Annotated in this window: 24 protein-coding genes; 8 read left to right on the top strand and 16 right to left on the bottom strand. The window is 39.2% G+C overall.

Annotation, left to right across the window (positions count from 1 at the left end):
- From BM000_RS02945 to BM000_RS02930, 5 genes are all read left to right on the top strand, one after another.
- The gene (locus BM000_RS02945) at window positions 1-900 is read left to right on the top strand and encodes an ABC transporter ATP-binding protein (protein ID WP_091494645.1); all 900 of its coding nucleotides are present in this window, start codon (window positions 1-3) and stop codon (window positions 898-900) included.
- A complete protein-coding gene (locus BM000_RS02940; protein ID WP_091494643.1) occupies window positions 875-2,818 on the top strand; it encodes an ABC-2 family transporter permease in 1,944 nt (647 codons plus the stop codon). Before BM000_RS02945 ends, BM000_RS02940 begins: the two co-directional genes overlap by 26 nt.
- A 31-nt stretch (window positions 2,819-2,849) precedes the next feature.
- The gene (locus tag BM000_RS02935; RefSeq protein ID WP_091494641.1) at window positions 2,850-3,380 is read left to right on the top strand and encodes an RNA polymerase sigma factor; all 531 of its coding nucleotides are present in this window, start codon (window positions 2,850-2,852) and stop codon (window positions 3,378-3,380) included.
- Between the two features lie 62 nt (window positions 3,381-3,442).
- Window positions 3,443-3,583 (top strand): hypothetical protein, encoded by a 141-nt coding sequence (locus BM000_RS16720; RefSeq protein ID WP_177178175.1) that lies wholly within the window; start codon window positions 3,443-3,445, stop codon window positions 3,581-3,583.
- A gap of 147 nt (window positions 3,584-3,730) precedes the next feature.
- Window positions 3,731-4,777 carry a lactonase family protein gene (locus tag BM000_RS02930; protein ID WP_091494639.1) on the top strand — a complete coding sequence of 349 codons (1,047 nt, stop codon included), beginning with the start codon at window positions 3,731-3,733 and terminating at the stop codon, window positions 4,775-4,777.
- A gap of 71 nt (window positions 4,778-4,848) precedes the next feature.
- On the opposite strand, the gene BM000_RS02925 is transcribed toward BM000_RS02930, so the two are convergent.
- From BM000_RS02925 to ilvD, 12 genes are all read right to left on the bottom strand, one after another.
- Window positions 4,849-5,592 (bottom strand): amino acid ABC transporter ATP-binding protein, encoded by a 744-nt coding sequence (locus tag BM000_RS02925; protein WP_425425155.1) that lies wholly within the window; start codon window positions 5,590-5,592, stop codon window positions 4,849-4,851.
- Between the two features lie 71 nt (window positions 5,593-5,663).
- A complete protein-coding gene (locus BM000_RS02920) occupies window positions 5,664-6,866 on the bottom strand; it encodes an amino acid ABC transporter permease (protein WP_091494636.1) in 1,203 nt (400 codons plus the stop codon).
- Window positions 6,867-6,871: 5 nt separating this feature from the next.
- A complete protein-coding gene (locus tag BM000_RS02915) occupies window positions 6,872-8,044 on the bottom strand; it encodes an amino acid ABC transporter permease (protein ID WP_091494634.1) in 1,173 nt (390 codons plus the stop codon).
- A 263-nt stretch (window positions 8,045-8,307) separates the two neighbouring features.
- Window positions 8,308-9,408, bottom strand: a complete 1,101-nt coding sequence (locus tag BM000_RS02910; RefSeq protein WP_091494632.1) for an amino acid ABC transporter substrate-binding protein — start codon at window positions 9,406-9,408, stop codon at window positions 8,308-8,310.
- Window positions 9,409-9,653: 245 nt separating this feature from the next.
- Window positions 9,654-10,244, bottom strand: coding sequence for a 3-isopropylmalate dehydratase small subunit (gene leuD / locus BM000_RS02905; RefSeq protein ID WP_091494630.1), 591 nt, complete (start codon window positions 10,242-10,244; stop codon window positions 9,654-9,656).
- 24 nt (window positions 10,245-10,268) lie between these two features.
- Entirely contained in the window at window positions 10,269-11,672 is a 1,404-nt protein-coding gene (gene leuC / locus BM000_RS02900; protein ID WP_091494628.1) for a 3-isopropylmalate dehydratase large subunit, read from the bottom strand.
- 46 nt (window positions 11,673-11,718) lie between these two features.
- Window positions 11,719-12,783: a 3-isopropylmalate dehydrogenase gene (gene leuB, locus BM000_RS02895; protein WP_091494626.1), complete on the bottom strand. Its 1,065-nt coding sequence runs from the start codon at window positions 12,781-12,783 to the stop codon at window positions 11,719-11,721.
- A gap of 20 nt (window positions 12,784-12,803) precedes the next feature.
- Window positions 12,804-14,321, bottom strand: coding sequence for a 2-isopropylmalate synthase (locus tag BM000_RS02890; protein ID WP_091494624.1), 1,518 nt, complete (start codon window positions 14,319-14,321; stop codon window positions 12,804-12,806).
- A complete protein-coding gene (gene ilvC, locus BM000_RS02885; protein ID WP_091494622.1) occupies window positions 14,308-15,339 on the bottom strand; it encodes a ketol-acid reductoisomerase in 1,032 nt (343 codons plus the stop codon). The genes BM000_RS02890 and ilvC overlap by 14 nt, the downstream gene beginning before the upstream one ends.
- A gap of 64 nt (window positions 15,340-15,403) precedes the next feature.
- Window positions 15,404-15,928: an acetolactate synthase small subunit gene (ilvN, locus tag BM000_RS02880; protein WP_091494620.1), complete on the bottom strand. Its 525-nt coding sequence runs from the start codon at window positions 15,926-15,928 to the stop codon at window positions 15,404-15,406.
- On the bottom strand, window positions 15,925-17,649 hold the full coding sequence (gene ilvB / locus BM000_RS02875) for an acetolactate synthase large subunit (RefSeq protein ID WP_091494618.1): 1,725 nt from the start codon (window positions 17,647-17,649) through the stop codon (window positions 15,925-15,927). Before ilvB ends, ilvN begins: the two co-directional genes overlap by 4 nt.
- Before the next feature lie 378 nt (window positions 17,650-18,027).
- Complete coding sequence (gene ilvD, locus BM000_RS02870; protein ID WP_091494617.1) at window positions 18,028-19,695, bottom strand: dihydroxy-acid dehydratase; 1,668 nt, start codon at window positions 19,693-19,695, stop codon at window positions 18,028-18,030.
- Window positions 19,696-19,975: 280 nt separating this feature from the next.
- Between ilvD and BM000_RS02865 the strand changes: the two genes are divergently transcribed.
- From BM000_RS02865 to BM000_RS02855, 3 genes are read left to right on the top strand one after another with little or no spacing between them, the layout of a single operon-like run.
- Complete coding sequence (locus BM000_RS02865) at window positions 19,976-20,434, top strand: DUF6884 domain-containing protein (RefSeq protein WP_091494615.1); 459 nt, start codon at window positions 19,976-19,978, stop codon at window positions 20,432-20,434.
- A 42-nt stretch (window positions 20,435-20,476) separates the two neighbouring features.
- Window positions 20,477-22,252, top strand: a complete 1,776-nt coding sequence (locus BM000_RS02860) for a M3 family oligoendopeptidase (protein ID WP_091494613.1) — start codon at window positions 20,477-20,479, stop codon at window positions 22,250-22,252.
- Between the two features lie 25 nt (window positions 22,253-22,277).
- On the top strand, window positions 22,278-23,264 hold the full coding sequence (locus tag BM000_RS02855; protein WP_091494612.1) for a zinc-dependent alcohol dehydrogenase family protein: 987 nt from the start codon (window positions 22,278-22,280) through the stop codon (window positions 23,262-23,264).
- Between the two features lie 53 nt (window positions 23,265-23,317).
- Here the strand turns inward: BM000_RS02855 and spoVAE are convergent, their stop codons facing one another.
- Genes spoVAE through BM000_RS02835 form a run of 4 tightly spaced genes read right to left on the bottom strand, consistent with a single transcriptional unit; the run spans window position 23,318 to window position 25,609 of the window.
- Window positions 23,318-23,668: a stage V sporulation protein AE gene (gene spoVAE, locus BM000_RS02850; RefSeq protein ID WP_091494610.1), complete on the bottom strand. Its 351-nt coding sequence runs from the start codon at window positions 23,666-23,668 to the stop codon at window positions 23,318-23,320.
- The gene (gene spoVAD, locus BM000_RS02845; protein WP_091494609.1) at window positions 23,669-24,679 is read right to left on the bottom strand and encodes a stage V sporulation protein AD; all 1,011 of its coding nucleotides are present in this window, start codon (window positions 24,677-24,679) and stop codon (window positions 23,669-23,671) included.
- Complete coding sequence (gene spoVAC / locus BM000_RS02840) at window positions 24,676-25,137, bottom strand: stage V sporulation protein AC (RefSeq protein ID WP_091494607.1); 462 nt, start codon at window positions 25,135-25,137, stop codon at window positions 24,676-24,678. The genes spoVAD and spoVAC overlap by 4 nt, the downstream gene beginning before the upstream one ends.
- Before the next feature lie 16 nt (window positions 25,138-25,153).
- Complete coding sequence (locus BM000_RS02835) at window positions 25,154-25,609, bottom strand: hypothetical protein (protein ID WP_091494605.1); 456 nt, start codon at window positions 25,607-25,609, stop codon at window positions 25,154-25,156.
- Between the last annotated feature and the right edge of the window lie 111 nt (window positions 25,610-25,720).

Raw genomic sequence — 25,720 nt, 5'->3', positions numbered from 1 at the left:
ATGATCCAAGTTCAAGATTTAACAAAAGCATATGGTAAAAAACCAATTCTAAATAAAATAAATGTTTCAGTTAATAAAGGTTCCATTTATGGATTGCTGGGATCAAATGGAGCGGGTAAGACAACCTTATTAAAGATGATGGCGGGTGTGCTCAAGCAGGATAAGGGATCGGTACTCATAAATAATCAAGCTGTTTTTGAAAATACGGTGAATAAACAACAGATTATTTTTATTCCTGACCAACCCTATTACTTCCCGCAATACACGGTTAAGCAGATGGCTCAATTCTATGCAGCAACCTATCCAAGCTGGAGCCAGGAGCGTTTTGATAAGCTTCAGCAAGTGTTAAATTTGGATCTTAAAAGTAAAGTGCAGCAATTCTCAAAAGGTATGCAACGTCAGGTATCCTTTTGGCTGGCATTAAGTGCGATGCCTAATTATTTAATTTTAGATGAACCGTTTGATGGTCTTGACGCAGTTGTTCGCAAAAAAATAAAAAATTTGATTGTTAATGATGTAGCAGAACGGGAAATGACGGTAATTGTATCATCACATAATCTAAGAGAAGTCGAGGACATTTGCGATTATATTGGTATACTACATAATGGTAAATTTCTACTAGAGAAGGATCTTGATGATCTTAAAAGTGATATTCACAAGGTACAAGTTGCATTTAAGGAAGAGCCGGCAGCGGAATTCTACAGTACTTTTCAAATATTACATCAAGAAAAGCGCGGCAGTGTCTATCAATTTATTATTAAAGGTGAACGAGACGTTGTCGATCAAGCATTTAGCCAAGAAGCGCCACTTGTCTATGATTTACTACCATTAACTCTAGAAGAGATTTTTGTTTATGAAATGGAGGGCGTTGGCTATGCGATCGAGAACATCCTGGTTTAATAAAGAAATGATCAAACAAGATTTCCGACAAGTTGGTTGGATCAGTCTTATTCATTTTGTAACGTTGCTGCTGTCTGTAGTGATGGGAATCTTAATCAGGCTTGAGCAGGTAGCAGATGATTATTACTATTACTACTCAAATTCACTTTTTTCTTTTGCTACCTTAATTCAAGTTATTTTAATTTTTATTATCCCAGTGTTAATGGCGGTATTTGGTTTGCGTTACTTGCATCAAAAGGATGCAAGTGATTTCATGCATAGCCTGCCAATATCTCGTGGTCGCTTATTTTGGCAGAAAATTTGCTTCGGGTTATCGAGCTTGTGGTTTTCATATCTGGTCAATGCACTTTTAATTGTGCTAATTTATGTTACTCAAGATGTCGCACTGTTGTTCAGATTTAGCGATATTTGGCATTGGTTAGTCATAAGTGTTGTGATAAGTTCCTTTGTCTATTGTTTATCAATATTTGTGGGTATGTTTACTGGTATTTCAATTATTCAAGGGGTATTCACTTATATTTTTATGTTCTTTCCAGTCGGCTTTAGCATGTTAATAACCTATAATCTTAATTTTGCACTGTTAGGGATACCGCAATCATTTTATATAGAGGATCATGTTTTAGTGTTTTCGCCTATTACAGATTTTGAGAGCTTCTTTTTTTCTAACGGTATACCTCAAATGAAAATGCTAATGTATAGTTGTTTATCGCTTTGTTTGCTCGTATTTAGCATGGTTTTATATTTAAAGCGCCCGATAGAAGCAGCAAGTCAGGCTATTGTTTTCCAAAGGTTAAAGCCTGTGTTTATTTATAGCTTTACCTTTTGTTTTATGCTAATTGGCGGATTTTACTATGGAATGATTAGAGTTTCAAACCACTGGATTCTGATTAGCTATTTTATTTTTTCTTTAATCGGTTATGTGATTAGTCAAATTATTGTGCACAAAACTTGGCGAGTATTTAGTGAATGGCGTGAATATGGCTATTACCTTATTGGTACATTAATTTTAACCTTAATTATTATTTTTGATGTATTTGGTTTCGAGAAAAGAATTCCTAGTTTTGAGGATGTTTCACAAGCCTACGTTATTAATGATACGTATATGTTTGCTGAACGACAATCTTATTATGGTGGGTTAATTGGCTTTACTGAGCCCGATGAGCTTGAATTGGTAAATAATCTTCACCGTGATCTTATCGACAAAGCAAATCGTAATAATACGTTATATTATGGTAATGAGAATATCACACTAAGATATGAGCTTAATAATGGTTCGACTCTTATCCGTGAATATTATGTTGATCAATCATTTTATCAAGAGCCGACTTTACAACAGATTATTGAAACAGATACTTATAAAAGATACAACAATGCGATTCATATGATTAATTCAACTAGATCCGATAAGATTACTTTTACCGCTGATCAAGACTACAAGCAAGTGGAAATTACTGATCGAGATCAGATTATCACCCTAATTGATTTACTAGGTAAAGATGATTTAACTGTTTCTGCTCATGCAGCTGATTTAATGACAACCGCCACAATTCGAATGGTTAACGAAAGTGATTTGGAATTAAGATTGTCGAACGAACATCTTAAGACAATTGCGTGGTTAGAGGAAGAAGAATTGTTTGATCAAATTAAGATTACCGCTTCAGATGTAGAGCAAGCCTTTTTAATACCTTATTATGATGGAATTAATTACTATAATTCAATATTTGAGTTGGAGCGACAATTAGCAAACATGGATTATCAAACTTTTACCGATGAAGATGGCATTGATCAATTACTAAATCAAGTACCATATACATTCTATTCAATGCCTTATTACGACTATACAGGATGGGTAGAAGAACAAGTCCTTGTTATCTATTTAAAACAAAGAATGGAACCGTTAGTTTACTTTATTAACTAAACACAGCAATGACAAGAAGGAGGGTGATGGAATGGAAGCACTACAAGCGCAAGAACAGTTTGATTTTAATTGTTATTTTAAAGCGTACTATCAGGAAATGTATTACATTGCAAAACGAATTGTCCATAATCACTATACCGCCGAGGATGTCATTCAGGAAGCCTATATAAAAGCTTATCGCAATTATGTTTATTTGTCTGATCATGCCAAAGGAAGGGCGTGGCTAAGAACGATAGTCATTCGTACGGCGATCGATTTTTATCGCAAAGAAACAAAGTATAGTGTTGCTTCTGTCGAGGCACAGGCAGAAGAAGGACATGAATGCTGTGTAGCGACTAAGCAAGTGCAGGATCAATTTGATTATCAAGTTAATATTGAATTAATTCAACAGGCTTTGCTCAATTTGCCAATTCGATTACGCCAAGTTATTGAATTAAAATTAACCAATGATTTATCAGACGCAAAAATAGCAGAGAAATTAAATATTTCCCTCTCAGCGGTTAAAACAAGACTTCACCGTGCGCGTAAGCAGCTCATTCTGTGGAATCCTTGCCATGATTAGCATATATTGCTGGGCTAGCAATTAAAAAGCGGGGCATGCTATTAGTAGGGAGGTGATGGTAGATGAATCACAAAAGTAATATGATTATCCCATTGATCGCATCCATTGGTATTGGCTGTGCAACATATTATAGTATGCGTCATAATGGCAATTTCCATCCTTTTCAACAAATGAGTCAAATGATGAAAGGCTCAATGAAATAAAATTAATGCAGTTACCGACAAGCGGATATTAATCTGTTTGTCGGTTTTTTAAACAAAATGGTTTTTTTAAATACCTTATCCTAGTGGGTTAACCTGATTTTTGTTATAATATGTGGTAAGTAAATGATTAATTAAAGGAGAGGTAAAATGACGAAGCAATTACATGGTTATATAGGTACATATACAAAAGCTGAAAGTGAGGGTGTCTACAAATTCACATTAGATCTAAATGAAAAAAAACTAGTGAATGTCACATCAGTAGCAGTGTTAGATAATCCAACTTATGTAACAATGACTAACGATCAGAAGTACTTATATGCAGTAGCTAAAGAAGGTGACCAAGGAGGAGTAACAGCCTTTGCAGTTGATGCTCATACAAAGCAGTTAACAAAATTAAATAGCTTAACTTTGCCTGGTTCACCCCCGTGTCATGTTAGTGTTGCAAGTGACAATCGAACAATAGTCACTGCTAATTATCATACCAAGCAAATTGTTGCTTATGTGACGAATGAGGATGGTTCATTAAAAGAAATTTCTGATGTAGCTGAGCATGATGGCTCTGGTCCTCATGAACGTCAAGATAAGCCCCATATGCATTATGCGGGTTTTTCTCCTGATGAGCGCTTCGTTATTGCGGTGGATTTAGGAAGTGATGAGATTACAACTTACGCACTAAGTGCGGGTAAGCTGATTAGAAAACATGTATTTAAAACACCAGCAGGTAGTGGGCCACGACATATTAGCTTCGCGCCTAATAGTGCATATGCGTATGTTATGACTGAATTAACCTCAGAGGTGCTCACGTTAAAATATGATCAAGAAACAGGTGCGTTTGCGTTATTAGGAACAATTAAGGCAATCCCTGATGAGCATACAACGGTGAATGATGGTAGTGCCATTCATATCTCAGCAGATGGGAAATTTGTCTATGTTGCCAATCGTGGACACAACAGCATTGCTGTATTTCAAATAAATGATCAAACACATTTACTTGAATTTGTTGAATGGACATCAACAGAAGGGGACTGGCCACGAGATTTTATCTTAACTCCTGATGATCAATACCTTATTGCCACAAACCAAAAAACAGGTACACTGACTTTGTTTGAACGAAATAAGAAGACAGGTAAATTAACTGCTGTTCAAACTGATGTTGTGGCACCTGAGTCAGTATGTATTAAAATACTTGGCTAGGTAGAAGGCTTTGGCTAATTAAACTTAAGAACCGACAAGCATTAATTTGCCTGTCGGTTCTTTTTAATTATTTAAAGAATTTGAGATAGGAAGAGCTTGGTCCGTTCATGTTTAGGATTATCAAATAACTCTTCTGGTGTCCCAGTTTCAACTATTTCGCCACCGTCGAATAAAACAATCCGATCGGCTACCTCTCGGGCAAAGCCCATCTCGTGCGTCACGCACAGCATCGTTATCCCAGAGCGAGCAAGTTCTTTCATAACATCTAATACTTCTTTAATCATCTCCGGATCAAGAGCTGAGGTAGGTTCGTCGAACAGCATAATTTCAGGCTGCATTGCCAGTGCTCTTGCAATAGCAACACGTTGTTGTTGGCCGCCAGATAGTTGTCCGGGATATTTGTCCGCTTGTTCAGGTATTCCAACACGTTCGAGTAGTTCGCGCGCAATCTTCTCTGCTTCTGCCTTAGGTTTCTTCTTAACCCAAATTGGCCCAAGCATAATATTCTTAAGGATTGTCATATGCGGGAACAGGTTAAATTGTTGAAAAACCATGCCTGTTTCCCTTCTGATTGCTTCAATATCCTTAATATCATGTGTTAAGCTAACCCCATCAATTTCAATATGTCCTTTTTGAATCGGCTCCAAACCGTTAATCGTTCGAATAAACGTTGATTTTCCGGATCCAGAAGGGCCGAGGATAACAAGCACCTCTCCTTTTTTAATTGTTAAATTAACATCTTTTAGAACATGCATATCACCAAACCATTTATTAATGCCCTCACAGGTTATAATTGTTTCCTCTGATTTAGCCATCGGACTCACCTCTACACTACTTTGTGATTGTGCCATTTAAATAGCCTCCTTAATTTTGATTAATCTGTAACCTAACGTTCTCCCACACCTAATGATTTCTCAATTCGTCTACTTGAATAGGACATTGAGTAAGCAATAACCCAGTACACAAATGCAATGTAAATATAAACCTCCATGTGACGCCCTAAAAATTCAGGATTTGATTTAACCGATTGCGCAATCCCAAGTAGATCAAGTAAACCAACAATAGCAACAAGTGAAGTGTCTTTAAACATAGAAATACTTTGACCAACAATTGTCGGGATGATCGCCCGAAGTGCTTGTGGTAGGACGATAAAAAACGTTGTTTGAAAAGGATTCAAGCCAATTGCTTTTGCTGCTTCGTATTGTCCATTAGGGATCGACTGTAACCCACCCCGAACATTCTCAGCGGCATAAGCAGCTGTGAAAAGGGTTGCCCCTAGCATGACCCGTAACAAGTTGTCAATTGTAAGGCCAGTTGGCAGGAATAACGGAATGAGCACTTGAGCCATGAGAAAGATTGTAATTAGTGGAACTGCACGAATGAGCTCGATATAGCCAATACAAAAGTATTTAATAGCCGGTAGTTTACTTGTACGCCCTAAAGCAAGTAAAACACCGAGTGGAAAAGATAAAATAATGGCAACACCAGCTAACAGTACGGTAAGTAACAATCCGTTCCAAAATGTTGTCCTTACTTCAGGAAGAATACCAAAACCATGGATAAAGAAGAATACTAAAGGTATGGTAATAACCCAGCCAATAATGGCAATTCGCTTATTATAGGGTAGTTTAAGCGCAATTAAAAACCCGATTACTAACCCAGCTAACTGCACAGCTAGCCAAACTTTTGAACTGCTTGCTGTAAAGGGAGCAAGCAAGTGGATCAGATAAATGCCAGCAAGAATCCCAGATAATCGTAAGATCGTCCCCTTAAAGCTGCCCGAGCATAGACCGAACATAAAGGATACGATCGTTAATAAGCTCCAAATCCGCCATAGTTCAGACAGGGGGTAGCGCCCAACCATGAACAGTCGATAATTATTAGTAATAACAGTCCACTGAGCTTCAAAGAGGACCCAACTTAATACGTTATAGGCGATGCCAATAATGATAAACCCAGCAACAAACGTAAGAATCGTATTGTACCAATTATTAAACAGGTTATTTCTCACCCAATCCCATAGTGAAGCAGATGTTTTTGGCGGAGCGATCATTTGCTTATTCTCGACAATTTTTAAATCAACACTCATCTCAATCACCTCTCAACCAATTGTGTTTTTCGATTAAATATATTCATAAACAATGAAGTCGTTAAATTTAATGCTAAATAAACACAAATGATAATTAAAAATACTTCTACGGCATGACCGGACTGATTAATGGTTGTATTCCCGACAGCAACCAATTCTTGATAGCCGACTGCAATGGCTAAACTTGAATTTTTGGTTAAATTCAAGTATTGGCTCGTAATAGGTGGAATAATAATCCGGATTGCTTGTGGTAAAATAACAAGCCGCATCATTGTTGAACTTTTAAGTCCAATTGCCTGCGCGGCCTCGGTTTGGCCTTTATTAACCGATTGAATGCCTGCTCGAACAATTTCGGCAATAAAGGTTGCTGTATAAATAACAAGTCCAGTGAGGATCGCAAGAAATTCAGCTGAGACCCGTAACCCACCACTGAAATTAAAGTTACCTAATTCAGGAATTGAAATATTGAAAGGTCCTGATTGAGTGACCAGAAAGGCAAGTAACCAGCTCGTTAAAAGTGCAGCTAGCGCCCAAATAAATGGAAATGTTCGTTTTCCTTTTTTTACTTGTTGATTTAACTGGAAGCGCCAAGTGAAAAAGGCTCCTGCCAAACCGACAATAAATAGAACAAGCCAAATTAATGTGCCATCATTTGAGAGAAACCAAGGAATGGCGATTCCACGATTGTTAAAATAAAAATTACCAATAGCAAAGCTTTCCTGTACTTGAGGAAGGGGTAAGATAACGGCGAAATACCAAATGAAAATTTGCACAAGTAAGGGTGTATTTCTAAAAATTTCAATGTACATGCCGGAAAGCTTTCTGACCAGCCAGTTTTTTGATAATCTACCGATACCGACAAGGACACCTAAGATAGTTGCTAAGATGACCCCAATTATTGCAATGCGGAGGGTGTTTAGCATACCAACAATTATCGCTCTTCCATAAATATCGCTGGCATCATAGCTAATTAATGATTCGGATATATTAAATGAGGCAGTTCTTCTTAAGAAGTTAAAACCGAAATTGATCCCTAATCGACTTAGACCATTAATAGCATTATTAATTAAAAAGCCAAAAAACAATACAACTATTACAACAAACACAACTTGAAAGATGATAGGCAGGATGCGATCATCGCGCCAAAAGGGCGTTTTAACCTGTTGTGATTTACTCATAACTCGACACCTCATTTTTTTATTGTCTAAAAATAATAATATCCAAACGGATAAACAGAATAGCAACGGTTCATTCCATCATGCAACAAGTAGTTGCTTACAACACCACTATGATAAGTTTCCTTCAACTCACCATCATTCATTAGCGTAATTGATACTTACCACTGACTAGTTGTTTATATGGAACTTGCTCGTTTGTACGCTACTGTTAATGGAAAGAACCTGCAAAACGCAGCAGGTTCTCTCTTTTTACGTAACAGGTATTAACGGAATGGAGGGGAGTAAAGAATGCCACCATTTGTATAAAGATCATTTAATCCTCTACCTAAGTTGAAAATGGTATCTGGACCTAAGTTTCGATCATAGATTTCTTGGTAGTTACCAACGTGCTTAATGACGTTGATTGCAAAGGTATCGTCAATTCCGAGCATCTGACCAAGCTCGCCTTCTAAGCCAACGAACCGTCTAACGACAGGATCTTCACTATCTAGAAACTCTTCATAGTTTTCAGAGGTAATACCAAGCTCTTCTGCTTCAATTGTAGCAAGTGTTGCCCATTTAACAATGTCAAACCATTGATCGTCACCGTGACGAACGGTTGGCCCTAATGGCTCTTTTGATAAGCTTTCCGTTAAAATACTATGGTCGTCCGGACTAGCCATTGTTGCTTGTCGTGATACTAAACCTGACTTATCAGTTGTCCAAGCGTCAATATTACCAGATTCGTAAGCTTCCACAACTGCGTCACTATCATCAAACAGTACTTGCTCATAAGTAATCCCATATTTTCTAAACTGATCAGCTAAGTTTGATTCTGTTGTAGTACCTGTTTCAACACCAATACGAGCACCTTCAAGTTCTTCTAGGGATGTGATACCGCTATCTGCTCTTACCATGATCCCTTGCCCATCGTAGAATGTTGTTGGGGTAAAATTCGTTCCTAAAGCAACGTCGCGATCTAGTGTCCAAGTCGTATTACGGATTAAGACATCGACTTCCCCGGTTTGTAATGCTGTGAAACGTTCTTGAGCTGAGAGTGGGCGAATTTCTAATGCGTCTGGATCATCGAATAATGCAGCAGCTACAACTCTAGCAAAATCAACATCAAACCCTTCGTAATCACCATCTGAATTCACATAACCAAAACCAGGAAGCTGATTGTTTCCACCAACAATGACATAACCACGATCCAATATCGCAGCCAAGGTATCGCCTTCATCTGGCTCAGGTGTTTGGGTCTCCTCGCCACTGGCAGCATTTGGCTCGCTTGTTGTGTCTTCATCTTCGGCACAAGCCACTAAAAACACACTACCAATCAGTGTTACCCAAAGTAAAAGTGTTAATAATTTCATTTTCTTCTTCATTATGAATCCCCCTAAAATAGATTAGATGTAATATCTAACATCGATTGTAAAGTATAGACATTTATCCACCTACAAACCTGTAAGATAATCTAACGTACTTTTTCTGAATTTTCAGTTTATTGTTCACATTTAAATTGACGCTGATTGTTGATATATTAGGGTTTTGATGTTTAATCTTGTTGGAAAGTGATTGGATGTTCACATTTTTAATGGAGGTAAAAAGATCTAGTAACAGATCTTTTTACCTAATAGACGGTATGTTTTCTTTCGAAGGTAGCAATCTTATCTTGATGTGTAAGGGTAACTGAAATTTCGTCCCAGCCATTTAATAACATTTGGCGTGGATATTCAGCTAAATGAAAAGAAGCTTCAAATGATGTAAGGTCTGTAACCTTATTAGCTTCAAGATCAACGGTGAGTTGATAAGTGTCTGTTTCGGCATTTTTAATTAATTGTTGTATTTCAGTTTCAGGTAAAACTACTGGTAGAATTCCATTCTTGGTGCAATTGTTAAAGAAGATATCAGCAAAGCTAGGAGCAATAATGACCTTGAAGCCAAAATCCTCTAACGCCCATGGGGCATGCTCTCTGGAAGAGCCACAGCCGAAATTTTCGCCGCCAACAAGAATAGAAGCGGTTTTATACTTTGGTGAATTTAACGAAAAATCGGACCTAAGATTATCTTTCTCATCATAGCGCCAATTATAAAACAAGTATTGACCAAAGCCTTGCCGTGAAATACGCTTTAAAAATTGCTTAGGGATAATTTGATCGGTATCGACATTGGTACGATTTAATGGATAAACGAGGCCTGTGTGTTGTTTAATTGGTTCCATCTAATCACCTCCAGTTATAATTAATTAAACAAATGATCTTACGTCAACAAAATGACCAGCTAAGGCAGCGGCAGCCGCCATCTCAGGACTTACCAAGTGTGTTCTTGCATTCGTCCCTTGACGACCTTCAAAATTTCGATTAGATGTTGAGGCACATCGCTCGCCAGCAGGCACAATATCATCGTTCATAGCTAAACACATGCTACATCCCGGTTCCCGCCATTCAAAGCCTGCTTCAATAAACACTTTATCTAGTCCCTTTTCTTCCGCTTGCAATTTAACGGTTTGTGAACCTGGCACAACAATTGCTGTTACGTTTTCATTTACTTTTCTACCATTAATTACACTGGCAGCCTGCTCAAGATCACGTAATCGAGAATTTGTACAAGAACCGATAAAGACATGTTCAATTGGAACCGAGGTGATGGGAATATCCGCCTCTAAGCCCATGTACTGAAGTGCTTGCTCAATAGCTTGCTGATCACCAGCGTTTTTTGCTGTATTAGGGTTTGGGATCTTGTCATTAACTGAAATACACTGACTTGGATTCGTTCCCCATGTTACTTGTGGTGCAATTTCGGAAGCATTTAATGTAACGGTATGGTTATATTCCGCACCTTGATCACTTGCAAGCTCAAGCCACTCTTGTTTAGCCTGTTCGAATAATGTACCTTCAGGGGCATACTTTCTTCCTTTAAGGAAATCAACAGTAGTTTGATCAGGACTAACTAAACCAGCACGAGCTCCCGCTTCAATTGACATATTGCAAATGGTCATCCGTTCTTCCATTGAGAGCTTGCGAATTGCATTACCTGTATATTCTATGACATAGCCGGTACCAAAATTAACACCATATTTAGCAATAAGTGCAAGGATGATGTCTTTAGCGGTCACACCGGTTCCAAGCTGACCATCAACTTTAACGTTTAATGTTTTTGGTCGTGCCTGCCAAATGGTTTGAGTCGCCAGAACATGCTCAACCTCACTAGTGCCAATACCAAATGCTAGAGCACCAAATGCTCCATGCGTAGAGGTATGACTATCTCCGCAAACAATTGTTTTTCCAGGCTGGGTAAGGCCAAGTTCTGGTCCAATTACGTGAACAATTCCTTGATGTTTATGCCCCATACCAGCTAAAGGGACACCAAATTCTTCGCAATTTTGCTTTAAGGTATCCATTTGCAACTTTGAGACTTCATCCTTAATAATGTTGGTATGAACAGTAGGAACATTGTGATCCATCGTCGCAAACGTCAGCTTTGGTTGTCGAACTGTTCTGTTCTTCATTCTTAATCCTTCAAACGCCTGTGGTGAAGTTACCTCATGAACAAGGTGAAGGTCAATATAGAGCAATGCAGGCTTACCTGGCTCTTCAAAAACGACGTTCTTTTCCCAGATTTTTTCAATAATTGTCTTAGGATTAGTCACTCAGAATCACTCCTTTAAACTAGCAATTTAATTAGCTAAAAATATGTTAGATATTCCGCAAAATATTATTGGTCATTTCTTTTGTAGTCACAAGGCTACCAGTTTTTACTTTTAAGTCTGCCGTATAATAACCATTATTAATTGTCGCTTCGACTGCTTGCTCAATATTGCTAGCTTCAGTATCCATTTTAAATGAATAACGGAGCATCATAGCTGCTGAGAGAATCATTGCAATTGGATTAGCGATGCCTTGCCCAGCAATATCTGGAGCAGAGCCATGTGCGGGTTCATATAAGCCAATCCCGTTCTCAGCAAGACTAGCAGAAGGGAGCATGCCAAGTGAACCGGTAAGAACTGAAGCTTCGTCACTTAGAATGTCACCAAACATGTTTTCAGTCACAATAACATCAAATGAGTTTGGTTCAGTAATTAATTTCATTGCTGCGGCATCAACAAGCATATGGTTAACCTCAACATCAGGATAAAACGGTTTTTGTTGATCAACAATTTCCCGCCATAGCTTACTAGATTCAAGGACATTTGCTTTATCAACAGACGTTAGTTTCTGCTTGCGTAGTTGAGCACTTTCAAAAGCTTTCTTAATAATACGTTCCATTTCATAACGTGTATAAGTTAAGGTATCGACAACAGATTGCCCGTCCTTGCTTCGTTGACTTGGTTCACCAAAATATAACCCGCCTGTTAATTCCCGAACAATTAACAAATCGCTACCGTTAATAATATCAGGCTTTAGGGGAGAGGCATCTAATAGGTGTTCAAAGCCTTTTACAGGACGGAGGTTTGCATATAGATCGAGCGCTTTGCGAATGGCGAGTAGTCCGCGCTCTGGACGTAAGTGGGAAGGGTTCTGGTCCCACTTTGGTCCGCCAACGGCCCCTAATAAAACAGCATCTACTTTTTTTGCTGCAGCAATTGTTTCAGTAGGGAGTGGGGTAGAGGCTGCATCAATGGCAGCCCCCCCAATAAGATGTTGCTTAAAAGTAAATTCATGCTTGAATTTTTTTGCTATTGCCTCTAGGATAGCGACAGCACTATCAATAATCTCAGGGCCAATTCCATCTCCGGGTAGCAAAAGAATGTCTTTCTTCATTTTATATCACGCCAATCCAATTAATTTCTTAAGATGAAAACTCGATTAACAGCATTTAAGAACGCCGATGAGGCAGCTTCGAGTACGTCCTGAGCTGTACCACGACCATTTACAGTTTGACTGTCCACGCTTAAGCTAACATGGACTTCGGCAAGAGCATCTTTGCCTCTGCCAATTGAGCTTAAATTAAAGTCAGTCAAATAGGTTTCTTCTTTAATTAAACCTTCAATTGTATTGTAAAGTGCTTCAACACTTCCAGCCCCCGTGTTCTTACCCGACACTTCTTCACCATCTGGCGTAAGAAGTGAAACAGTAGCGGTGGGGGAGTGGGCTGAATCATACTGCACTTGAAACGAGCGCAGCTGGTATTGCTTACGATTACTTGTATCTGTCTGAATCTCCATTAGAATAACAAATAAATCATCATCGGTTACTTCTTTTTTGCGGTCTGTTAATTGTTTGAAAGCTAGGAATGCATCGGCTATCTTCTCATCTGATAAATTAAAGCCAAGCTGTTGAATACGATCTTTAAATGCATGTCGACCTGAGTGTTTGCCTAAAACAAGGTTATTTGAATGGACACCAACAAGCTCAGGTGTAATAATTTCATAGGTTTGGGCATTCTTTAGGACACCGTCTTGGTGAATACCGGACTCGTGGGCAAAGGCATTGCGTCCAACAATTGCTTTGTTTCCAGGTACGACCATACCAGTAAATTGACTAATTAAATCACTTGTTCTCTTAATTTCATTTAAGACAAATTGGGTAGTAAAAGGGTAAAAGTCCTTTCTAATTTCAAAGGTTACCGCCAGTTCTTCTAGCGAAGCATTTCCCGCTCGCTCACCAATACCATTTATTGTTCCTTCCACCTGAGTTGCCCCATTTTGCACGCCAGCAATAGAATTAGCAAGAGCCATTCCTAAATCATCATGGCAGTGGGTCGATAAATCAACTCGCTCAATATTGGGCACATTTTCTTTCATATATTTGAACATTTCACCATATTCTTTTGGGGTCGTATAGCCCACCGTGTCGGGTAAATTAATAACCGTAGCCCCAGCATCAATAACCTGCTCAATAATTGCAGCTAAGAAAGCCAAGTCAGAACGGGAAGCATCCTCTGCAGACCATTCAATATCGTCACATTTTTCTTTTGCGTATTTCACCATTTCAACAGCAATTTCGACAACTTGTTCAGGTGTTTTTTTAAGCTTATCCTTCATATGGATAGGGGAAGTGGCGATAAAGACATGAATACGTGGATGTGAAGCATCCTTTATTGCTTCCCAGGCACGGTCGATGTCATTTCTGTTTGCTCTTGCTAGTGCGGTGACAGTTGAATTCTTTATTGTTCTAGCGATCTTCTGCACTGCATCAAAGTCACCTTGTGAGGAAGCGGGAAAGCCCGCTTCCATAACATCAACGCCTAATCTTTCAAGCTGCTTAGCAATTTCTAGCTTTTCAAGTTGATTTAGGTTGACACCAGGTGATTGCTCACCATCACGCAGGGTCGTATCAAAAATCTTAATTCGAGTCATCAGTGACCACTTCCTTCTTAGCATTAGCACGTTGCTTAACGAAAGGCATTAGATCACGCAGTTCTTTCCCTACTTTCTCAATTAGGTGATTATTCTCTGCTTGGTTAATTGCATTAAATTGAGGGCGGTTTGCTTGATTTTCTAAAATCCATTCCTTAGCAAACTTTCCTGTTTGGATATCAGTTAAGACGTCCTTCATCCGTGCTTTCGTATCAGCATTTACTACCCGTGGTCCAGAGACAAAGTCGCCCCATTGTGCAGTGTCTGAAATTGAATAACGCATACCTTCAAGACCACCCTCATAGAGTAAATCAACAATTAACTTAAGCTCATGTAAGCATTCAAAGTAGGCAACTTCAGGTTGATAGCCAGCTTCAACTAACGTTTCAAAACCAGCTTTTACAAGGCTAGTTGCGCCCCCGCATAGGACAGCTTGCTCACCAAACAAATCAGTTTCCGTTTCTTCTTGGAAAGTAGTTTTCAGAATACCAGCACGTCCTGCACCAATCCCTTTTGCATAGGCAAGTGCAATGTCCTGCGCTTTACCAGTGTAGTCTTGGTAAATACCGTAGAGGGCAGGGACACCAGCACCTTCTTCAAAAGTACGTCGAACGAGGTGACCTGGTCCTTTTGGTGCCACTAAAAAGACATCAACATTTTCAGGTGGTTGAATTTGACTGAAATGAATATTGAAGCCGTGGGCAAATACAAGTGCATTGCCTGCTTCAAGATGATCCTTGATGCTCTCATGATAAATCTTTGGTTGGTACTCGTCAGGAAGCAATACCATAATGACTTCGGCCTCTTTAGCTGCTTCAGCTACTGTTTTAACGTCAACACCATCCTCAACCGCCTTATCCCATGACTTTCCTTCTCTTAAACCGACAACGACATCGAAACCACTTTCTTTAAGGTTTAAAGCATGTGCGTGTCCTTGTGAACCATAACCGATTATTGCGATTTTTTTCCCCTTTAATACGTCCTCTTGAATATTATTGTTGTATACTACTTTTGCCATGAAAATCATTCCTTCCAATTTTGTTTTATATAGTAAATGTAGAGCTACATGTTACTGCATTTAATTATCTTAATAAAGAAAAGGGTGTTGCATCCTGACTTGCTTGGGGCTGTTGTCCTCTTAGAAAAGCAGTCACGCCAGTCCGGGCAATGTCCTTAATACCATATGGTCTTAACAAATCAATTAATGCTTCAACTTTTTCTGATTTACCTGTTACCTGAATAGATAGCGTATCTTTACTTACATCAATCACACTGGCACGAAAAGGCTCGATAATCCCTTGAATCTCAGAACGAAGTTGGGCATTGCTGGTGATCTTAATTAAGGCTAACTCGCGAGCTACAATGGCTTTATCCGTAATATCGGAAACCTTTAAGACATCAATTTGCTTATTAAGTTGCTTAGTAACTTGCTCAAGCTTCTGATAATCCTCAACATCAACAACAAAGGTGATCCGAGAGGTTCCTTCGTGCTCAGTTCGGCCAACCGAGATACTTTCAATATTAAATTGTCGTTTTTGCAGTAAGCCGGTAATGCGGTTAAGCACACCACTTCGATTGCTAACTTTTGCTGTTATAATGCGTTTCATGGTTTCACTCCTATCATTTCATGAATCCCTTTGCCAGGTGCAATCATTGGATAGACATTTTCCTGTTGTAGCACGCGAGCATCAATTAAAACTGGGCCATCATGGGCAAGTAAATCAGGTAGCTGTTGCTCAAAATCGTTAGGACTTTCAATTTTAACACCTCTGACTTCGTAAGCCTCAGCCAACTTAACAAAATCGGGTTGAATACTAAAAATTGACTCTGAATAGCGCTCTGAGTAAAACTTCTCTTGCCATTGTCTAACCATACCTAAGGCAGCGTTGTTAACGATAATTACCTTTACCGGTAGGTTGCGTTCTTGAAGGATTGATAACTCCTGTAATGTCATTTGAAAACCACCATCACCTACGATTGCAATGACGAGGTCATCTGGTGCAGCAAGCTGAGCACCAATTGCCGAAGGGAAACCAAAGCCCATTGTGCCTAATCCACCTGAAGTTACCCAACGATTCGGTTTCTTAAATTTGTAATATTGTGCTGACCACATTTGATGCTGGCCCACATCAGTTGAGACGATTGCTTCACCTTTTGTTTCCTGGTAAACCTTATCAATGACCCATTGACCAATCATCGCTTGCTCTGGTTGCTTATACCACAATGGGTAGTCTTGCTTATATTGATAGACATGCTGTCTCCAATTACCAAAATCAGGCGTTTGATTAATTTGCTTTTTCATTTCCTTTAAAGCATACTTGGCATCCCCAACTACCGGGATATGTGTGTTAACATTCTTGCCAATCTCTGCTGGGTCAATATCAATATGTGCTACAATAGCAGAAGGTGCAAAATGGTCTAAATTACCGGTAAGGCGATCATCAAACCGAGCCCCAATATTTATTAATAAATCAGTCTCATAAATGGCCATATTAGCAGCATAAGTACCATGCATGCCGCCCATTCCAAGAAAAAGCTCATGCTCGCCAGGAAATGTTCCAAGACCAAGAAGTGTATTAACAACTGGAATTTGATGCTGCTCAGCAAAAGCGATTAGTTCTTCAGAGGCTTGAGCAAATTGAACCCCAGCCCCAGCTAGAATAACGGGTTTATTAGAACTTAGTAAAGCTTCTTTCAATTTCTTAACCTGGAGCGGGTTTGGTTTAACGGTTGGCTGATAGCCAGGGAGATGAAAATCATCTGGGTAGTGATCAGCACAAGGGTTAGCCGCGATATCCTTTGGAATATCAATTAAGACGGGTCCAGGTCGGCCGGTTGTTGCAATGTGAAAAGCTTCTTTAACAATTCTTGGCAAATCACTGATTTTTCGAACCTGATAATTATGCTTTGTTATGGGGGTGGTAATCCCAATAATATCAGCTTCTTGAAATGCATCTGTACCAATAACAGTTTGATTAACCTGGCCCGTGAAAACAACCAACGGCAGGGAATCAATCATTGCATCCGCTATTCCAGTTACTAAATTTGTTGCACCCGGACCAGAAGTTGCAATAACAACACCTGGTTTTCCAGATACGCGGGCGTATCCTTCAGCGGCATGTATTGAACCTTGCTCATGACGAGCTAGCACTTGGTTAAACAAATGTTTCTTTTTATAAAGGGCATCAAAGATAGGTAACACTGCTCCGCCTGGATAACCAAACAGTGTTTTGACATCAGCAACAATTAAGGATTCAATTAATAGATCGGCTCCAGTTTTGGGTGCGTGCGTCACCGTTTTTTGATGTTCTTCTTTTGATTTGACCATTTCAATCCCTCCTGTTTTTTTAAAAAGTCGTTAGTGAGCGGTTTGGAGCATAAAAAACTAGATTTAAAAAAGACCTCTTCTCACTGTAATCCTGCCCAAAAAGCAGGGGTTACAAGGGAGAAAAGATCTTATTTTCACGGTACCACCTTGGTTCGTTATATTTTTACAAATATAACCTCAAGAAGCTATTACATTAGCTTCGTTTTGATAACGGGTCATTTGGTAGACCCGGTTAAATCTAAAAGGGGCAATCCCGTTCAATTTAACACTCCAAGACGATGTCAGAATAATATGCATTTCCGGGCTTCCAGCAACCCCGGCTCTCTGAATATGCAAACTAACTTATTCCTTTGCTCTTATCATCATTTTCATCAGTATTTAAAAGGACATCACACCACCAGTGTTTGCTGATGTGACTAACTTCGCGTATTTCCCTAAATAACCAGTCGTAATCTTTGGTGCTGGTTTCGTCCAGCTTGCTAGTCTCTTTTCTAATTCTTCCTCAGAAACGGATAATGCAATTGACCGATTAGGAAGATCAATCACAATCTCATCTCCTGTTTCAACTAAAGCAATTGGACCACCTTCAGCAGCTTCTGGTGAAATATGGCCAATTGAAATCCCGCGTGATGCGCCTGAGAAGCGCCCGTCGGTAATTAATGCTACATCTTTATCTAATCCTCTTCCGGCAATTGCAGCAGTAGGGGCCAGCATTTCTGGCATACCTGGACCGCCTTTTGGTCCTTCATAGCGGATAACAACAACATCACCAGCTTTAACTGTTCCATCATTTATGCCTGCTTGTGCTTCATCCTGAGATTCAAATACAACAGCTGTTCCAACAAATTTCTTAATTGAAGGGTCAACTGCACCTACCTTGATAACAGCACCATTTGGGGCGATATTGCCGTGTAAAATTGACAATCCACCTACTGGGCTATAAGGCTTTTCAATAGTATGGATAACCTGTTCGTTTTTAATGAGATGATCTTTCACATTTTCATAAATCGTTTTGCCGGTTATGGTGATACGATCCTTGTGAATCCCATTCTCTAGTTTACACAGTTCCCGAATAATAGCACTTACACCACCAGCAAGATGAAGATCATGCATAGTGTAATCTGATGCAGGGCTAATCTTTGACAGATAAGGAATGCGTTCTGCTACCTTATTAATCCTCTTTAGATCGTATTCTATCCCAGCTTCATTCGCAATTGCGAGGGTGTGGAGTACCGTATTTGTTGACCCGCCCATCGCCATATCTAGAGCAAAGGCATCATCAATTGTATCCTTTGTGATAATGTCTCGTGGTTTAATATCTTTTTTAACTAAATCGATTAAGTGATGAGCTGCTTGGTAAATTAGCTCATGACGTTCATCAGATGTTGCCACAATTGTTCCGTTGCCAGGAACAGTCATCCCGAGCATTTCCATCAATGAGTTCATCGAATTAGCAGTAAACATTCCTGAACATGATCCGCATGTTGGACAGGCAAGTGTTTCAAGTTCTTTCAGTTCTGCCTCAGTCATCTTCCCAGATGCAACTGCACCGACCCCTTCAAACATGGATACTAGTGATAAATGATCACCGTCAGGGGAAACACCACCCTCCATTGGCCCGCCAGATACAAAAACTGAAGGGACATTGGTTCTAACTGATGCCATTAACATACCTGGTGTAATCTTGTCGCAGTTGGGAATGTAAAAGACACCATCAAACCAGTGGGCGTTAATAACTGTTTCAGCGCTATCAGCAATGATCTCGCGACTAGGTAATGAATACCGCATCCCGATGTGACCCATAGCAATTCCATCATCTACACCAATGGTATTAAATTCAAATGGAATACCGCCGGCCTCTCTAATCGCTTCTTTAACAACCTCTGCGAATTTATTTAAGTGCTTGTGACCTGGTATAATATCAATATAGGAATTACAGACGCCAATAAAAGGTTTCTCCAAATCCTTAGTCTTAACCCCTGTTGCGTGCAATAAGCTACGATGGGGAGCACGATCTAAACCTTTCTTTATCATATCACTTCTCATGCTATTCGCTCCTTACACTTACTATCAACACGACTAAAGAAATACGATAAGATGTTTTCAGTATTTACTTGTCAAAATAGTAAAATAATTAATTGGTTGTCGACAATCATACAATCAAATTGTGTGTGGGTCAACAGGTTTTGCGAAATTTTCTGACTTTTTGTTTTATTTTTAAAATAACATCATTGTTATCGCTTTCTGAGATAGATAATTTCCTTTTTAAGTTAACCTATTCATGCTAAAATCTAACCATAACATTCAGTTTGGAGGATTCGATAAGGTGCGAGAATTAGCAATTATACCATGTGGGAAGCGGAAAATATGGGATGTTAATCCGACATTTGGTCAGGCAACTGTTAACGAAGCTTACATCGGAACATTACATCGGTTAACGAAACAGTATGCGCAAACATTTTGTGATAATTGGGTTATACTGTCAGCTAAACATGGTTATTGTTTTGGGGATGAGATTATTCCATCGAATTATGATCTCACTTTTGGAATGAATAATAAACAAGCAATTATTTCTAATGAAAAGCTTAAGGCACAAATACATGAAAAAGAATTATTGAATTGTCAGAAAATTATTGTGTTAACTGGTCAAAAGCACAAAAGGGTTGTTGAAGCTTCCTTTGAAGAGCAGGACAGACTATTCTTTCCGTTGATAGGTGGAAGAGGTATTGGTGACATGCAGCAGAAGCTTAAGCAGGCACTTGTGTTAAAACGACCGTTTCTTTAAAAAATGTATAGAGCTTGTTTAAACAAGAAAGGGGAAATGAAAGTGAAACAAGATTTAAAGCAAACTTGGGATTTGGAACAAATTTTTCAAGGTGGTAGTAGCTCAACTTTATTTCAGAGCTTTATAAAAGAAGGTGAAGCAAAAATAGTGGCTTTCTCTGAAAAAGTGAATTATTTTAATGAAGGTAAACAATTAGCTGCATTTAAAGCTGTTATTAATGCCCTAAAAGAATCTGGTATTTTCTTAGGTGAGATTAGTTCGTTTATTAGCTGTCTATCGGCACAGGACGTTACTGACAAACACGTTAAAGAGCTCATTGCCAAAAAAAATCGACTAAGTGCAGCTTTTAAAAATGAAATGAATTATTTTTCATTTAGCTTAACGAAGATCCCAGATCAAGAATGGGCAGAATGGCTTGCAGATAGTTACTTAGTTGATGTTCATTTTGTCCTTGCTGAATACCGTCAGGAAGCAAAAGAAAAGCTGTCAGAAGCGGAAGAAAGTATTATTACGGACTTATCAATTGATGGCTATCATGGTTGGGGGGAAATGTACGATACCATTGTAGCTGGAATGGAGATTGAGTGGGAAGGGGAGTTGCAATCAGTTGGTCAAATTGCAAACCAGTTAAATAATCCAGACCGTACCTTAAGAAAGCGTGCCTTTGAAAAGTATGATCAAGCTTGGCAGAAGCATGCTGATCTTTTTGCAGATACATTAAATCACCTAGCAGGCTTTCGTTTGCAAATGTATAAGCATCGTAACTGGCAATCTGTTTTAAAAGAACCGTTAACCTATAACCGCATGAGTGAGCGTACATTAGCTAGCATGTGGCAGACAATAATTAAGAACAAATCAGCTTTTCATGACTATTTTGACCGTAAAGCAAAGCTACTAGGAATAGCCAAGTTAAGTTGGTATGATCTAGATGCCCCTATTTTTCAAGACACCAAGGTTATCGGTTACCAGCAAGCTGCTGAAAATATTGTTGAGCAATTCGGTAAAATAAGTCCAAAAATGGCGGACTACGCCGTCAAGGCTTTTGAGAACAATTGGATTGAAGCTGAGGACCGGAGTGGGAAACGACCTGGCGGCTTTTGCACAAGCTTTCCAAAAAGTAAGCAGACTAGAATATTCATGACCTATTCGGGAAGTGCATCGAACGTAGCCACTTTAGCACATGAACTAGGTCATGGTTATCATCAGTATGTGCTGGATGATCTGGATCCCTTGAATCAAAATTATGCGATGAATGTTGCAGAGACTGCTTCAACTTTGGCCGAGCTGATTGTTGCCGACTCCGCTGTTAAACAAGCAAAGTCATTGGAAGAACAAATTAGCCTTGTTGAGGATAAAATTCAAAGAAGTGTAGCATTCTTTATGAACATTCACGCACGTTTCTTGTTTGAAACGCGCTTCTATGAATTAAGAAAAGTGGGTTATGTTTCAGCAGGTCAATTGAATCAGCTTATGGAAGAGGCACAGCGCGAAGCATACGATGATCAACTTGATCAGTATGATCCATCATTCTGGGCATCAAAACTACATTTTTATATTACGGATGTGCCGTTTTATAATTTCCCATATACATTTGGTTATTTATTTAGTTTAGGGATCTATGCTTTTGCCAAAAAAGAGCCTGCACAATTTGAAAGCTTCTATGATTGCTTACTTCGTGATACTGGGAAAATGACTGTTGAAGACTTAGCCCAAAAGCACTTGAGTGTAGACTTATCAACTGAGTCATTTTGGCAAGGAGCTATTGATTTGTGTACTGAAGACATTAACTTATTCTTAACATTAACCAAGTCACAATAAATGAACTATAAGAGGTGTATGTGATATGAAAGCATTTGTACATAAAGGCACGCAAATACTTAGCATGGAGATGAACAAGCCATCCGTTTCAGTTGGCCAGTTGTTAATTAAAATGCATAGTGTTGGTCTAAATCGACGTGACTTAATGATTCCAGCTCGACGAGGTGAGCAGCCAGAACCCGTTATATTAGGTTCTGATGGTGTTGGTATAGTTGAAGAGATCGGTTCAGCGGTGAGGAAATTTAAGAAAGGAGATCGTGTGATTGTTAACCCAGGAATGGGTTGGGAAATGAACACAAGTGCTGCTCCAGAAACACTTGAAATAGTAGGTTATCCTAGCCATGGAACATTTGCAGAATACTACCTTGTTGATCAACGCTGGGTAGAGCCGATGCCAAGCTATCTTGCCTGGGATGAAGCTTCTGTATTAGCATTGGCAGCATTAACGGCTTATCGTGCCTTATTTACCAAGGGTAAATTAGCGCCTAATCAGACTGTATTTATTCCTGGGATTGGCAGTGGTGTCGCTACCTTTTTGCTTCAATTTGCAAAAGCTGCTGGTGCAAATGTCATTGCGTCATCTCGTTCGGCAGAAAAAAGAGCCCGTGCTGAACAGTTAGGGGCCGATTTGGTAATTGATACAAATCAAGACTGGAAGGGATGTATCGCTAATCGACAAATTGATTTAGTCATTGATAGCATTGGATATGCTACCTTTCACCGTTCACTGGAAGTATTAAAGCCAGGGGGAACTCTCGTGACATTTGGTGCTACCACAGAGGATAACGTGACCTTCAATGTTCGGAATTTCTTCTATGCCCAACAGCAAATTATCGGGTCGACATTAGGGAGTAGAGAAGAACTTAGAGAGATGCTTACTTTTATTGAACAACATTCAATTAGGCCAGTTGTAGACTCGGTGTATGCCTTTGAAAGCTTTGGTCAGGCTTTTGAACACTTAAAACATGGTAAGCAATTTGGTAATATCTCAGTTAAAATTATCAAAGAATAGCAATAACTTATGATTCTCCCAGCATCGCTAAACCGTATGCCGGGAGAATCATTTTAACCTTTAGGTTTGAACAACAATGCACCAATCATACCAAAGATAATTGCTGCAGAAATTCCGGAACTTGTTACTTCGAACATTCCGGTAATTACGCCAATCATGCCGCTTTTTTCAGCCTCAAGCAAAGCGCCATGCACAAGAGCATTACCAAAGCTTGTAATAGGAACAGTCGCTCCGGCACCGGCGAAATCAACAAGTGGCTCGTAAAGACCAAATCCATCTAAAATTGCACCAAGGACGACAAGTAAGCTAAGGGTAAAGCCAGGTGTCTTCTTGAAGATATCCATAATTAATTGACCGATGACACAAATAATGCCACCTACAATGAAAGCCCATAAAAAGACCACTCAAATCGCCCCGCTTTCTAGTGCTACCGCATGTGCAATAACCGGAATAGATTGCTTTTGTAAAGTTGATAGTGGTGATAGTAAAGCACCTGTTGCAACAAAAAGAACTTTATTAAGTTTACAAGTCTTAAGCTGTTGATAAAGCTTACTATATAAGTAAAGTGCAGAGCAACCAGCTCCACTCCCACCAGAAAAGACATTCTGATTATCCGCATAAATTGAAAGTCCAGAATCAATAAATTTATCAGCTTGGATATTTAAGCCATTACTTCTTAACAAATCGATTGTAATTGATCGCCCTATTTGTCCTAAATCTCCTGAAACAATGAGATCGTAATAATTGACGGCAAGCTTATGATCATTAAAGTGATTTAAGATGGTATCAGCAGCAGCAGGAGCCATAGCAGCCCCCATATTAAAGGGATCTTTCTGGTTTAAATCCATTACCTTGCCAATTGTTGCACGAGCAAGGTAGGGGCCATTACCGTTTTTACTAACTAAACCAATTCCTGCTCCTGTAACCGTCCATTGTGAACTTGGTGGTTTTTGTGCTCCATACTCGGTAGGGTATCGAAACTGTTTTTCGACAGCTGCGTAATGACTTGAAGCTCCTGTTAAAATATGCTGAGCTCCGTCACTATTTACGATTAAGCCCGCCATTGCTAGGGCGGCAGCTGAGGTAGCGCATGCATTTGATATCCCTAAAAAAGGTATGTGGTTGGATCGAGCTGCAAAGTTGGTGGGTGTTAGCTGATTAATTAAGTCACCACCAATAAAAAAATCAATATCTGCAAATCGTAGCTCTGCATTCTGGACCGTTAATTTACAGGCATCCTCTATTAATTGTTGATGTGCTTGCTCAAAGCTAGGTTGGGCCATATAGAGATCTTTATGAATTAAGTCAATATAATCTGCAATATTACCTTTGCCTTCAAACGGACCCGCCGCTGTTCCGGTTGATAATAGGCGAGGCTTATTCTGATAAAGCCAGCTCTGTTTTCCTATTTTCATCCTATCACTCCAAACTCCATTAGCGCTGTTTTAATTAATGCGACAATGAAGGCTGAAAAGACGCCAAATAAAATGACCGATCCAGCTAGTTTAAACATGTTAGCACCAACACCTTGAACAAAACCCTCTGTTCGGTGTTCCATTGCTGCAGAAATAACAGCGTTGCCAAACCCAGTAACCGGAACAGCTGTACCTGCACCAGAGAATTGTGCAATTTTGTCGTATACGCCAAATCCTGTTAATAACATGGTAATAAATATTAAGGTAGCAACAGTAGGGTCACCAACTGTTTCTTCAGTAAAATCAAAGACATACATGTAAAAAAAGCTAATCCCTTGACCGATTACGCAGATAAATCCTCCTACAAAAAAAGCTTTTAAGCAGTTTTTTAAAATAGGTCGTTTTTGATCATGAGCAGAAACTAAATTCTGATAGTCATCCTTCTTTATTTGTAGCATAATGCTCCTCCTTGTCTTATTTGCCTTCTATAAGCTGAATAATTTCATCAAAGAGCTTATCGAAGTCGCTTTTTGATAGATCCTGATCCGCAAGCTGTTGCTTTAAGCGATCAATTTCAATATAGATTTTTAGGTCAGATGACACTTTTGGTTTAATGTCCTCATTTGATTTCTTAAGGTATGATTGGACTTCTTTGGCAATTTTTTGCTCGTTAAACTGAGCAAGTTGATCAACCTTAATAGCCATAATAAGCTCGTCATTATTTGAGATGCTTGTTACATCCACGATGTCTTCAAACTGATTGTAAATATCTCCGTTCAAAGTGTCTTGGTCAATCACGGAATAATTTGTTTGCTTAGCCGCCAAAGGATTATCTGATTGATTATCAAGTGTTTGTCCCGTTTGACAGCCCGTAAGAACGAGCAAACTTAGCCATACCACGAGCATATTACATGATTTACTTTTCTGCATAAAATCTTCACCTCTTTTTAAGATAGGTTTTGATTTAAAGCGTTTTTTATGCAAAAAAAAACTGCCTGATAAAGGCAGTTTCATTTTTGAGGGGCAATTTCTTATTTGTGA

The organism is Amphibacillus marinus (assembly GCF_900110345.1).
Taxonomy (GTDB): Bacteria; Bacillota; Bacilli; order Bacillales; family Amphibacillaceae; genus Amphibacillus_D; species Amphibacillus_D marinus.
The sequence above is the reverse complement of the archived record's forward strand: the minus strand, read 5'-3'. Positions and strand labels throughout refer to the sequence as shown.